Below are 13,214 nucleotides of genomic sequence, written 5' to 3'. Positions count from 1 at the left end.
CCGGGCACGAGGACCGGCCACGGGTTCGCACGCCGTCGGCGTTTTCCAGCCGATGCTACCGATTCAGTGGCGTTGGTACGAGATATGGCACTGAATCCGTTGTCGCGGGCCCAGACCTCACCGGGCGGAGAAGGCCGCCAGCGTCAGCGAGGCGTCGCGGGCCAGGGTCGGAAGGTGCTCGACGATCGGCAGCCGCAGGACGAACCGGGCGCCGCCGGCCTCCGACTCGCCGACCTCGATCGTGCCGCCGTGGGCGCGGGCGATGTCGCGGACGATCGCGAGGCCGAGGCCCGTGCCTCCCCGGTCGCGGCAGCGCGAGGCGTCCAGCCTGGTGAAGCGCTCGAAGATCCGCTCGCGGTCCGCCTCGGCGACGCCGTCCCCGTCGTCGGCGACGACCAGCTCGGCCGTCTTCCCGTCGCGGCGCACCTCGACGAGCACGACGCACTTGGCGTGCCGCTGGGCGTTGTCCAGCAGGTTGGTCAGGACGCGCGCGATCTGGGTGTCGACGGCCCTGACCATCACGCCGGGGGTGAGCCGCAGCCGTACGGGGAGCCGGTCGTCGCGCCGGGAGACCTCCATGCGGGCCGACTCCGCCAGGTCCACCTCTGTCAGCGCGCTGGGCGCGCCCGCGCCGACCTTCGCCAGGAGCAGCAGGTCGGTGATGATGGCCTGGAGCCGGTCGACGTCCCCGAGCGCGCGGTCGAGCAGCTCGACGAGGTCGGTGTCCTCCGGATGCAGGCGTGCCTCCTCGAGCTGGGCGCGAAGGCCCGCGATGGGCGTGCGGAGCTCGTGCGAGGCGTCCGAGGTGAACTGCCGTTGCGCGGCGAGCACGTGGTCCATCCGCTCCTTGGCGTGCTCCAGGCGCTCAAGCGTGCTGTTGACGGTCCTGGCGAGGCGGGAGATCTCGTCGTCGCCCGCCGGCTCGGGGACGCGGCTGCTGAGGTCGTTGACGTTGGTCGAGGCCAGCTCGGTGCGGATGGCCTCGACGGGCCGCAGCGTCCTGCCGGTGATCTTCCAGGTCGCCCATATCGCGAGGGAGATCAGCGCCGCGACCTGCACCGCGAAGAGGGCGTCGAAGAGGCCCTCGGAGACGACCCCGCGAACCGGGCCGCCCGCGTAGATGATGTTGGAGTCCGGGCCGGGGCCGACGCGGAGGGCCGAGATGCGGACGCAGCCGAGCTCCGCGATCGCGCAGGTCTCCACGTCGTGCTGCGGGTCCTGCGGCGAGGGCCGCGCGGTGCTCAACGGCGCGAGCCCGCGCGCGGCGGGAGAGGAGGCGATGACCCGGTGATCGGGCCCGACGAGCTGCAGCAGATCGACGCCTGGGACGCTGCTGGTGATGACGGGGTCGGTCAGCTTGCCCGCCCGGTCGGCCGCCGCCATCAGACCGGCCGCGCGCCGGGCGTCCAGCCAGCCGGCGTTCGACAGTTGCTGGCGCGCGACGATGCCCGCCAGCACCCCCGACGGCACGAGCAGGAGCATTGCCAGGATGGCCACCAGGGCGGTCACCCGTCCGCGAATGGACCGGGGCCGCCACAACGTCAGAGCCCGCCGCAGCGGGGGTGACAAGGACGGGAATCGGACATGCACGCGGAGTTCTCCTCATAACGTGATCATCGGAGCTGACCACGGTGGCGATGTGGTTCAGGTGCGGAGGTCCGCGCCTTGGCTTTTGGGGCTCCCGTGCGGGGGAGCAGTCGGGCGGATCATCGCCGGGACACCTGGAGGCGGCGGTCACGACTGCCCCGGACTCCGGGTGCGGACCATGCGATCGCGGTCTGCGCACCAACGGGCGACTCGCCAGGCAACAGCAACTTAGCATAAGCCCCAAGAGGGTGCAAATCGGGCAAAAGCCTAACGTGATCAGGTCACATCGGGGTCAAGCGTCAGCGAAGTCACCCGTACCGCAAAATGCCGGATGACCGCCCGGCGGGAAGGCCGGACGGTCATCTGACGCGCACGAGGGGCCGGCCCGTCAGGCCGCGCCTCGATCGGCGGCCTTCAGGGCGTGGGGGCCGCTACACGCTGTAGACCTGGAACTCGGAGATCTGCGCGGCGGGCCAGCCGGTGTTGCCGGTGAACTTGAGCTGGATCTGGCGCAGGGGGGTGGCGGGGAAGGTGATCGTCACGGTGTTGCCGGTCGCCGGGTTGAAGGTGTAGCCCCGTGACCCCACCAGCGTTCCGTACGGGGGGCCGCTCGTGCCGCCCAGCACCGTCAGGGTCTGGGTCCTGGTCCCCCAGGTCGCCGGCGGCGGCAGGGTGAGCACGATCTTGCTGACGCTCGTGGGGAACCCGAGGTCGACGGTGAGCGTCTGCGGCCAGGCGTTGTTGGCGCTCTCCCAGTAGGAGAGGGCGTTGCCGTCGTTGGCGTAGTACTGCCAGAATCCCGGTGTGGAGCTGCTCGCGGTGATCGGCTTGCCCGCGGCGAGGTTCGGCTCGGCGGGCGGCGGCGGGGTCGTGCCGGTGAACTGCTCCACCCAGTACCTGGTCCGGTCCAGGTAAGCGGTCTCGGCGGCGGCGCCCGTCTTGCCGTAGGCGCCGTTGAAGGTCTGGTAGCCGAACCCGGCGGGCGGGGCGGAGGACGCCGGCTCCAGCACCGAGCCCTCGTGCCACTCGTTGAACGAGGTGACAGAGACCCAGCTCGGCGGCCCGCCATTGGCCGCGGCCAGGGCGTTCTGCCACTCGGTGTCGTAGGTGGCGCCGTTGTTCCGCGCGAGCGTCGGGGTGGTGTTTCCGGGCACGGCGCGGTCGTCGATGTACCCGGGGCCGACCGAAGGCGCCCAAACCAGGCCGTTCGCCGTGCAGAAGTCGCTCGCGCCCTTCCAGCCGGGCGCGGTCGCGCCGGCGATGGCGTCGTAGGTGTACATGCCGCCGAAGTGCGCGACCTTGGAGGTGTCGGTGGTCTGCGCGAGCACGATGCTGCTCGACTTCACCTGGTCCAGCGCGGTCCAGTCGGTGATCCGCAGGCTCTCGAAGACGTAGAACGCGCCGCGGTTGCCGTGCGCGCCGTCACGGTAGAACGCCGGGCTGCTCCCGTACTTGGAGTTGATGTAGTTGATGTCGGCGACCGTCGACGCGGCCGTGCGCCCGCTGTACGGCTCCAGGTGCCAGGCCACCTTGATCCCGAACCGCGCGGCCGTGGCGAGCACCCCCGCCGCGAGCTGGTCCTCGTAGGAGCCCTGCCCCCACCAGCTGAAGACGATGACGCCCGCGCCCGACTGCTGGATCCACCGCATGTGCTGGCTGACCGCGCCGGCGAGGTCGCCGGAGTCGTACGCGCCGAGCTTCGGGTAGAGGTCCGCGCCGATGTCGCCGGGCGGGTTGTGGCCGCCCTGCGGCCAGTGCCGGTAGCTCCCCGCCACGGCGGGGGAGCCGTACCAGGGGTAGTAGAACAGATGGACGTCGGTGTTGGTGTGCGCCGCCGCGGCGGCCGCGGCTCCGGAGGCGGCTTGGGGGGCGGCTCCAGAGGCGAGGGCCGGCTGGGCCGGCACCGACATCAGACCGGACGCCATGAGCAGGACGGCAGCGGCTGTCACGCTGCGCCAGTTGGGCATGGTGTTGACTCCTCGCGTCGATGGGGGGCCGCCGGTGCCGCGTCGACGGGCGTTCCGCGTGTCCGCGCCTACTTCCGCGCTCACTTCCGCATTGATGCCGGCCGGCCATGGCAGGTCCTGGCCTTCCATGGCCGGCCGGAGAGAGTCCCGTCCATCCGCCCGATTCGAGCGGCACCACCGCGGCGAAGCCGAAGTCGGCGGGAACGGCTCCGTCACGGGTCTGGTCGGCCGGACGGACGGGAGTTCAGGGGGCGATCACCGCAACTCTCCTCGTGAAATTTCACAGATCGACGAGCAACTTGCGGGACTACGGAACTTATTTGCAGGACTTGTCGAATTAAAGAGCGCCATTCGGTCACGTGCAAGTGTCGAAGCGCTTCGCCTTCCGTAACGCTTCTGTAACGTGAGTCGCCGCGTCGCGCCGACCTCGGGGTGTCCGGGGGATGCGAAGTCGTTACCACCTGTGGGGATTTACGGCAGCGTCTCTTCGTGTTAGAACTCGGTTAATTGTTCTTGGATACATACAAACTGGGCGTGGTGATGGCGTGGCGCAGAGGCAACCTCCGACTCGCGCGGCAGGAGTCCGCGCGCAGGCGGCGGGTCACGCCTCGCTCCGCCGTGCCAACCTCGCCCTCGTGCTGCGCCACCTGCGCGACGAGGGATCCTGCTCCCGCTCCGACATCGCGGACGCGACCGGCCTGCACCGGGCGACCGTATCGAGCCTGATGGCGGAGCTGCTCGACCGGGGCCTGGTCCGCGAGGTCGGCATCGAGCACGTGGGCGCCGTCGGCCGTCCCCGGCGGGCCGTGGCGCTGGACGGCTCGCACGTCGGCATCCTCGGCACCGAGATCAACGTCGACTACGTCGCCGTCTACGGCACCGACCTCGGCGGCCGGGTCCTGGTCGAGCGGCGCGTCGGCTTCGACGCCATGGGCATGGGCCCCGACCGCTCGCTCAAGGAGCTGGGCCGGGTGGCCAAGGACGCCATCGACGACCTCGTCCGCGCCGGGGCCTCCCCCGCGGGCATTGGGGTGGCGGTCCCCGGCCTGGTCGACGTCGCCCGTGGTCACGTGGCCTTCGCGCCCAACCTCGGCTGGCGCGACCTGCCCCTGGCCGAGCGGCTGCGCTCCGAGATCGGCGACGTGCGGGCACCGGTCATGGTGGACAACGACGCCAATCTCGCGGCCCTGGCCGAGTACACCGGCGGCGTCGCCGCGGGCACGGCCGACATGGTCTACCTCACCGGGGAGGTCGGGGTCGGCGGCGGCATCGTCGTCGGCGGCCGGCTGCTCCGCGGCGCCGACGGGTTCTCCGGGGAGGTCGGGCACCTGCCCGTCGACCCGACGGGCAGCCGCTGCGGCTGCGGGCGCACCGGCTGCTGGGAGACCAAGGTCGGGCTGGCCACGCTGGTGAGGGCGGTCACGCCCGAGCTGGCGTACGAGCTCGGCACCGCGCCGATGCCCGACCCCGAGGAGAGGGTGGCCGACATCGCCCGTGGCCTGGCCCTGGGCGACCCGCGCATGCTGTCCGCGGTGGCGGAAGTCGGGCGATGGCTGGGGCTCGGCGGCTCCATCCTGGTCAACCTCTTCAACCCGAGGGCCATCGTGCTCGGTGGCTACTTCGCGAAGCTCGCCGAGCGGCTGATCCCGCCCGCCCAGGCGGAGCTGGAGCGCCTGGTGATCGCCGGACCCGCGGCCCGCTGCCGGTTCCTGGCGTCCGGCCTCGGCTTCGGCGCCGCCTCGCGCGGCGCCGCGAGCATGGTGGTCGACCAGGTGATCAATGACCCAGCCGCGATCGGCCTGGCCCCGGTCGCGACCCCAACAAATCTGGCAGGGAGATGACGATTTCTTTCATGATTTGATACGCTTTTTGCAGCACTTCTCGTGGCCGGGCGGAACGCAGGCCCGGCGGTACACGACCTGGAGGCGGCACCCCTCCAGGGGCACAGCGGCACAGCACACTGCACCCCCCAACCGCAGTACCCGGCAACAAGCGCGGCGGCGCGCGCCTTGCCTGACTGACCCCCCAAGTCAGGAAAGGACCCCCCATGTCACCACGTCCTCGGTCGTGGACACGACTACTCGCCTCGGTCACGCTGGTAATCTCCGGCGGCTTGGCGACGGTCTCGGCCACCGGCCCGGCGGCGAACGCCTCCGTGATCCCGGCCTCCGACTACCAGCAGGTCAACCTGGCCACCGGAGGCGCGGCGCTCGGCGAGGCCATGTCCCTCGCGGTGCTCCCCAACCGCTCGGTGATCCACACCGCTCGTGACGGCACAGTGCGGGTCACCACCTCGGCCGGCAGCACCAAGCAGGCCGGCAAGCTCAACGTCTACACCCACGACGAAGAGGGCCTGCAGGGCGTCGCGGTCGACCCGGGCTTCGCGACCAACCGCTACGTCTGGCTGTACTACTCGCCCAGGCTGAGCACGCCGGACGGCGACGCGCCGACCAGCGGCACGCAGGCGCAGTTCGACGCGTGGAAGGGCAACCTGAACCTGTCGCGCTTCACCCTGAACGCCGACGACACGCTCAACATGGCCAGCGAGAAGGTCGTGCTCCAGGTCGCCAACGACCGCGGCCAGTGCTGCCACGTCGGCGGCGACATCGACTTCGACGCGGCGGGCAACCTGTACCTCACCACGGGTGACGACACCAACCCGTTCGAGTCCAACTCGTACTCGCCGCTCGACGAGCGCACCGACCGCAACCCGCAGTTCGACGCGCAGCGCACCTCAGCCAACAGCAACGACCTGCGCGGCAAGCTCCTGCGCATCCACCCGGAGGCCAACGGCACCTACACCATCCCCTCGGGCAACCTGTTCCCGCCGGGGACGGCCAAGACGCGGCCCGAGATCTACGGCATGGGTTTCCGCAACCCGTTCCGCATGTCGGTCGACAAGGCCACCGGCATCGTCTACCTGGGTGACTACGGCCCGGACGCCGGCGGTCCCGACCCGAACCGAGGCCCGGGCGGCCAGGTGGAGTTCGACCGGATCACCAGCGCGGGCAACTTCGGCTGGCCGTACTGCACCGGCACGAACACCACCGCGGAGACCTACAACAAGTACACCTTCCCCAGCGGCCCCTCGGGGGCGAAGTTCGACTGCGCGGGCGGGGCGACCAACGCGTCCTTCCGCAACACCGGCGTGGCCAAGCTGCCCGCGGCCAAGCCGAGCTGGATCAGGTACGGCGGCGAGGCCGGGTCCCCGCCGGAGTTCGGCGGCGGGTCCGAGTCGCCGATGGGCGGTCCGGTCTACCGGTACGACGCCTCGCTGAACTCCGCGATCAAGTTCCCGCAGTCCCTGGACGGCAGGTTCTTCGCCGGCGAGTACGGCCGCAGGTGGATCAAGGCCATCGAGGTCAAGGCCGACGGCACCTACGGTGACATCGGCGCCTTCCCCTGGACCGGCACGCAGGTCATGGACATGGCCTTCGGCCCGGACGGCGCGCTGTACGTGCTCGACTACGGCACCGGCAGCAACAACCAGGCGCTCTGGCGGATCGAGTACATCGGCGGGACCAACCGCAACCCGATCGCCAAGGCCTCTGCCAACAAGACCTCGGGTCCGAGCCCGCTCGCGGTGACCTTCTCCTCGGCCGGCAGCTCCGACCCCGAGGGCGGCGCGCTGACCTACTCGTGGAACTTCGGCAACGGCGCCACCTCCACCGCGGCCAACCCCACGTACACCTACACCACCAACGGCACCTACACGGCGACGCTGACCGTCAAGGACCCCCAGGGGCTGACCGGGACCGCCAGCGTCATCGTGAGCGTCGGCAACACCGCGCCGACGGTGACGCTGGCACAGCCGGTGGACGGCCAGCTGTTCTCCTTCGGTGACACCGTGCCCTTCCAGGTCAACGTCAGCGACCCGGAGGACGGCACGATCGACTGCTCCAAGGTGACGGTGACCTACAGCCTCGGTCACGACAGCCACGCCCACCAGATCACCTCCAAGACCGGCTGCAGTGGATCCATCGCGGTCCCGGTCGACGGTGAGCACGACGCCGCGGCGAACATCTTCGGCGTCTTCACCGCCTCCTACACCGACAAGGGCGGCCTGACCTCGACCAGCACCCGCACGCTGCAGCCGAGGCACCGCCAGGCCGAGCACTTCGGCGCGCAGAACGGCATCCAGACCGCCGACCACGCCGGGGCCGAGGGCGCCAAGACCGTCGGCTTCACCGACAACGGCGACTGGATCTCCTTCACCCCGTACAACGTCTCCAACGCCCAGAGCATCACCGCGAGGGTCTCCTCCGGCGGCGCCGGCGGCACGCTGGAGGTGCGGGCGGGTTCGGCGACCGGCACCCTGCTCGGGTCGGTCAACGTCGCCAACACCGGCGGCTGGGACACCTTCGTGAACGTCACCGGGAACCTCAGCAACGTCCCGGCGGGCGCCACGACGTTGTACCTGGTGTTCAAGGGCGTGACCGGCCAGGGCAACCTGTTCGACCTCGACGCCTACACCCTCAACACCGGCACCGGCACCTCCACCACGACCGAGGGCGAGGCCTTCACCTCGCAGTCGGGCGTGCAGACGGCCGGCCACGCGGGCGCCAGCGGCGGCCTGACGCTCGGGTACATCGACAACGGCGACTGGGCCGGGTACTCGCAGGTGAACACCCAGGGCGCGAAGACCTTCTCGGCCCGGGTGTCCTCCGGCGGCCCCGGCGGCACCATCCAGATCCGCTCCGGCTCGCAGACCGGCACCCTCCTCGGTTCGGTCAACGTCGCCAACACCGGCAGCTTCGACAACTTCACGACGGTGTCGACCACGCTGACCGGCACGGCGACCGGACCGCTGTTCCTGTCGTTCACCGGCGGCAGCGGCTCGCTGTTCGACATCGACACCTTCACCATCACCCGCTAGCGGCACTGCCGGAACGGCGCGGGCTCCCCGAAGGGGCCCGCGCCGCCCGGATCGGCGAGCCCGGCGCGGGGGTCACCTCGCGCCGGGCGATCCGTAGACGAAAGGACAGCCATGCTCCGCGCCCTACGGGGTGGTCTGGCAGTGATCGCCGCCACCCTGATCGTCACCCAGTTCGCGCCCACTGCCGCCCACGCGGCGGACCCCGCCTACAAGGTGCTGGTCTTCTCCAAGACCGCCGGGTTCCGGCACGACTCCATCCCCACCGGAATCCAGACGATCCGCGACCTCGGCACCGCGAACAACTTCACCGTCACCGCCACCGAGGACGCCACGGCCTTCACCACGGCCAACCTCGCGCAGTTCAAGACGGTCGTCTTCCTCAGCACGACCGGCGACGTGCTCAACGACGCCCAGCAGACGGCCTTCACCTCGTACGTCAACGGTGGCGGCGGCTACGTCGGCATCCACGCCGCCGCCGACACCGAGTACGACTGGCCGTACTACGGCCAGCTGGTCGGCGCCTGGTTCAAGAGCCACCCGGCGATCCAGCAGGCGACGGTCAAGAACGAGGACCGCACGCACCCCGCCACCTCGGGCCTCGCGGCCACGTGGTCGCGGACCGACGAGTGGTACAACTACCGCACCAACCCCCGGTCGACCGTCCACGTGCTGCAGAGCCTGGACGAGGGCAGCTACACCGGCGGCGAGATGAGCGGGGATCATCCGATCACCTGGTGTCACCCGCAGGCGTCCGGCCGGTCGTTCTACACCGGTCTCGGGCACACGATCGAGTCCTACGCGGACCCGGCCTACCGGGCGCTGCTGCTCGGCGGCATCAGGTACACGGCGGGCATGGTCACGGCCAACTGCGCCCCGCCGACCGGTCCCCCTCCGGGCGGCACGATCGAGGCGGAGTCGTTCACGTCGCAGTCGGGCGTGCAGGTGGCGGGCCACGCGGGCGCGAGCGGCGGTAACACGCTCGGCTTCATCGACAACGGCGACTGGGCCGGGTACGCGTCGGTGAGCACGGCCGGGGCGACCGGGTTCACGGCCCGCATCTCCTCGGGCGGGCCGGGCGGCACGATCCAGATCCGCTCGGGCTCGCAGACCGGGCCCGTGCTCGGCTCGGTGAACGTTCCCTCGACCGGCGGCTGGGAGAACTTCCAGAACGTGACGACGACGCTGAACGGTGCGGGGACGGGGCCGCTGTTCCTGACCTTCACTGGCGGCGCCGGCTCGCTGTTCGACGTGGACACCTTCTCGCTGACCAAGACCACCGCCCCCACCCCGGTGGAGGGCGAGTCGTACACCTCGCAGTCGGGCGTGCAGATCGCGAACCACGCGGGCGCCAGCGGCGGCAAGACGGTCGGCTACATCGACAACGGCGACTGGGCCGGGTACGCGTCGGTGAGCACGGCGGGGGCGACCGGGTTCACGGCCCGTATTTCCTCGGGCGGCGCGGGCGGGGCGATCCAGGTCCGCTCGGGCTCGCAGACGGGCACGCTGCTGGGCACGGTCACGGTTCCGTCGACCGGCAGCTTCGACACCTTCCAGAACGTGTCCACGACGCTGAGCGGTTCGGCGTCGGGACCGGTGTTCCTGGTCTTCACCGGTAACGGGGGATCCCTGTTCGACGTGGACACCTTCACGATCACCAAGTAGAACGTAGAGGTGATTTCTGCCCGGAACGCCCTCATTTGGGTGTTCCGGGCATCGGTGGTGTTCCGGACATACGGATGTCCGGGTCCCACGGGCGTCCCGGCGATGGGAGCCGGGGCGGAGACCCTCTCTGCTCCACCGCAAGAGGCCGGCCAGTCGGCGGCCGGCTCGTGAGAAGAAGGAGAAGCTGATGGACGTCGGAGTCTGGCTGGTCGGGGCACGGGGATCGGTGGCCACCACGGTCGTCACCGGGGCGGCGGCGTTACGGTCCGGGCTCGCGGCGCCCATCGGATGCGTGACAGAGGGGCCCGACTTCGCGGCGGCGGGACTGCCGCCGCTGGACCGGCTGGTCTTCGGCGGCCACGACATCGCGAGCACGCCGCTGCCCAAGAGGGCCGAGGAGCTCAGCCGCGCCGGGGTCATCCCCCCGCCGCTCGCCGAGCTCGTACGCCAGGACCTCGAGGCGGCGGACGCGGAGGTCCGGCCCGGCATCGCCGCCGGAGAGCGGCACGGCTCCATGGCGGGCACGGAGATCGGCGAGGAGGCCGGGGAGGAGACCCAGGCCGCCATCGCTCGCAGGCTCGTCCGCGACATCAGTGACTTCCGCGAGCGCCGGGACCTCGCCCGGGTGGTCGTGATCCACGTCGCCTCCACCGAGCCGCCCGCCCGGCCGCACCCGGCGCACCAGAGCCTCGCGGCGCTGACCAGCGCCCTGGAACTCCCGGGGAACGTGCTGCCGCCCAGCTCGCTGTACGCCTTCGCCGCGCTCAGCGCGGGTTGCGCGTACATCGACTTCACCCCCTCCACCGGCGTCTCACTCCCCGCGCTGGACGAGCTGGCCCGCGCGCAGGGCGTCCCGTACGCCGGCCGTGACGCCAAGACGGGGGAGACCCTGGTCAAGACGGCGCTGGCCCCGATGTTCGCCGACCGCGCTCTCGCCGTGCGGTCGTGGTCGGGGACGAACCTGCTCGGCGGGGGTGACGGCGCCACCCTGGCCGACCCCGCCGCCGGGGAGAGCAAGCGGATCTCCAAGGACCGGGCGCTGCCCGGCATACTCGGCCACCAGGTCGAGGGCCAGACCCACATCGACCACGTGCCGCACCTCGGCGACTGGAAGACCGCCTGGGACCACATCACCTTCGAGGGCTTCCTCGGCGTGCGGATGACGCTGCAGTTCACCTGGCAGGGCTGCGACTCGGCGCTCGCCGCGCCCCTGGTGCTGGACCTCGCCAGGCTGATGGCCCGTGCGCACGAGCGCGGCCGCTCGGGGGCCGTCAAGGAGCTGGGCTTCTTCTTCAAGGACCCCATCGCCCTGGACGAGCACCGCCTCCAGAGCCAGTACGAGCTGCTCCGCGCCTTCGCGGGGGGACTCGCGTGACCGTCGACCTCGCGACGCTGGCCGAACTTGTCCGGGCCCCCGCCGCGCTCACCGTGCCCGGCGACGTCTCCGCCGGAGGGTCGGTCAGGCCGGGCCTCGCGCTGTCGTCGGTCTGCCTGTACTGGGCGGGCATGGCGCTGAACGACTACGCCGACCGCGACCTGGACGCCGTCGAACGGCCCGAGCGGCCGATCCCGTCGGGGCGCGTGCGGCCGGGCCAGGCGCTCGGCCTCGCCGCAGGGCTGACCGCGCTGGGCCTGGTGGCCGCCGCCAGGACCGGCGGGCGCGGAGCCCTCGGCGTCGCCACCGGGCTGGCCGCCGTCGTGTGGGCCTACGACCTCGCCCTGAAGGACACGGCCGCCGGCCCGCTGGCGATGGCCGCCGCGCGCGGGCTGGACGTGGTCCTCGGAGGCACGTCGGGCGCCTCTCCCGGAGAGGGGAAGGCGCGCATGCTCGCGGCGGGCGCCGTGGCCGCGCACACCTACGGCGTCACCGCGCTGAGCCGGGGCGAGGTCGGGGGAGGATCGAAGGCCAGGTCCGCCACCGCCCTCACCGCGACGGCCGTCGCCACCGGCCTCGCGGCCGTCCACGTCTCCACCGTCACCGCATCCGCCGTCGCCCCCGTGCGACCGGGCGCGCTCGCATTGCGCAAGCTGGCCGGGTTCGGGCTCACGGCGGCGTACGCGGGGCTGGTGGGCCGGGCGCAGCTCGACGCCGCCCGCCACCCCGACGCGGGACGCACCCGGGCGGCCGTGGGCCAGAGCATCCTCGGGTTGCTGCCCCTGCAGGCCGCGCTCACCGCCGGACGCGGGGGGCTCGCCACGGCCGTCGCGCTCGCGGCGGCCCACCCCCTGGCCAGGAAGCTGTCGAGAAAGGTCTCCCCGACGTGAGATTCGGCTACGGCACCAACGGCTTCAGCAACCACCGCCTGGACGAGGCTCTCGTCGTGCTGGCCGACATGGGATACGACGGCGTCGCGCTGACCCTGGACGCCGGGCACCTGGACCCCTACGCGGCCGACATCGGCCACCAGGTGGACCGGGTCGCCAAGCGGCTGCGCGACCTCGACCTGTCCGTGGTGATCGAGACGGGCGGGCGCTACGTCATCGACCCGCTCCGCAAGCACCATCCGACGCTGCTCCACCCCCCGGAGGCGGCGGCGGCCCGCGTCGACCTGCTGCTGCGCGCCGTGCGCATCGGCGCCGACCTCGGCGCGGAGGCCGTCTCCTTCTGGAGTGGGATCCGCCCTCCCGAGGTGGGCGAGGAGGAGGCCTGGCGCAACCTGGTCGCCGGGGTCGCGGCCGTGCTGGGCGAGGCGGGCGCCCGCGACGTCACGCTCGGCTTCGAACCGGAGCCCGGCATGCTCGTCGACACCATCGCCGGGTTCGAGCGCCTGCACGAGCTGGCGGGAAGACCCGAACGGCTCGGCCTGACCCTGGACATCGGCCACTGCCGCTGCCTTGAGCCCGACCCGGTGCCCGACTGCGTGCGCAGGGCGGGGCCGCACCTGGTCAACGTGCAGATCGAGGACATGCGGCGCGGCGTGCACGAGCACCTGGAGTTCGGCGAGGGGGAGATCGACTTTCCGCCGGTCCTCGCCGCGCTGGACGAGACCGGGTACCGGGGCCTGGTGAGCGTGGAGCTGCCGCGGCACAGCCACGCCGCGCCCCTGGTCGCCGCGCATTCCCTGCGCTTCCTGCGCGAGCTGGAGCCACCCGGCCTGGGAGCGGCGCAGTGAAGGAAAGCC

8 protein-coding genes are annotated in these 13,214 nt (G+C 71.6%); 6 read left to right on the top strand and 2 right to left on the bottom strand.

What is annotated here, in order from left to right:
• Positions 1-117: 117 nt before the first annotated feature.
• Together ACOZ38_RS22430 and ACOZ38_RS22425 are read right to left on the bottom strand one after the other, a co-directional pair.
• On the bottom strand, positions 118-1,509 hold the full coding sequence (locus ACOZ38_RS22430; protein ID WP_424533147.1) for a sensor histidine kinase: 1,392 nt from the start codon (positions 1,507-1,509) through the stop codon (positions 118-120).
• A 509-nt stretch (positions 1,510-2,018) separates the two neighbouring features.
• Complete coding sequence (locus tag ACOZ38_RS22425; protein ID WP_424533146.1) at positions 2,019-3,554, bottom strand: discoidin domain-containing protein; 1,536 nt, start codon at positions 3,552-3,554, stop codon at positions 2,019-2,021.
• Positions 3,555-4,099: 545 nt separating this feature from the next.
• Here ACOZ38_RS22425 and ACOZ38_RS22420 point away from each other — a divergent pair.
• From ACOZ38_RS22420 to ACOZ38_RS22395, 6 genes are all read left to right on the top strand, one after another.
• On the top strand, positions 4,100-5,395 hold the full coding sequence (locus tag ACOZ38_RS22420) for an ROK family protein (protein ID WP_424533145.1): 1,296 nt from the start codon (positions 4,100-4,102) through the stop codon (positions 5,393-5,395).
• Between the two features lie 206 nt (positions 5,396-5,601).
• Positions 5,602-8,430 carry a carbohydrate-binding protein gene (locus ACOZ38_RS22415; protein WP_424533144.1) on the top strand — a complete coding sequence of 943 codons (2,829 nt, stop codon included), beginning with the start codon at positions 5,602-5,604 and terminating at the stop codon, positions 8,428-8,430.
• Between the two features lie 141 nt (positions 8,431-8,571).
• Complete coding sequence (locus ACOZ38_RS22410) at positions 8,572-10,092, top strand: ThuA domain-containing protein (protein ID WP_424533143.1); 1,521 nt, start codon at positions 8,572-8,574, stop codon at positions 10,090-10,092.
• Positions 10,093-10,279: 187 nt separating this feature from the next.
• Positions 10,280-11,467, top strand: a complete 1,188-nt coding sequence (locus tag ACOZ38_RS22405) for an inositol-3-phosphate synthase (protein ID WP_424533142.1) — start codon at positions 10,280-10,282, stop codon at positions 11,465-11,467.
• Entirely contained in the window at positions 11,464-12,357 is an 894-nt protein-coding gene (locus ACOZ38_RS22400; protein ID WP_405149844.1) for an SCO3242 family prenyltransferase, read from the top strand. Before ACOZ38_RS22405 ends, ACOZ38_RS22400 begins: the two co-directional genes overlap by 4 nt.
• Positions 12,354-13,205, top strand: a complete 852-nt coding sequence (locus ACOZ38_RS22395) for a sugar phosphate isomerase/epimerase family protein (protein ID WP_424533141.1) — start codon at positions 12,354-12,356, stop codon at positions 13,203-13,205. Before ACOZ38_RS22400 ends, ACOZ38_RS22395 begins: the two co-directional genes overlap by 4 nt.
• The last annotated feature ends 9 nt before the right edge of the window (positions 13,206-13,214 follow it).

This window comes from Sphaerisporangium viridialbum, assembly GCF_049674955.1.
Taxonomy (GTDB): domain Bacteria; phylum Actinomycetota; class Actinomycetes; order Streptosporangiales; family Streptosporangiaceae; genus Sphaerisporangium; species Sphaerisporangium viridialbum.
The sequence above is the reverse complement of the archived record's forward strand: the minus strand, read 5'-3'. Positions and strand labels throughout refer to the sequence as shown.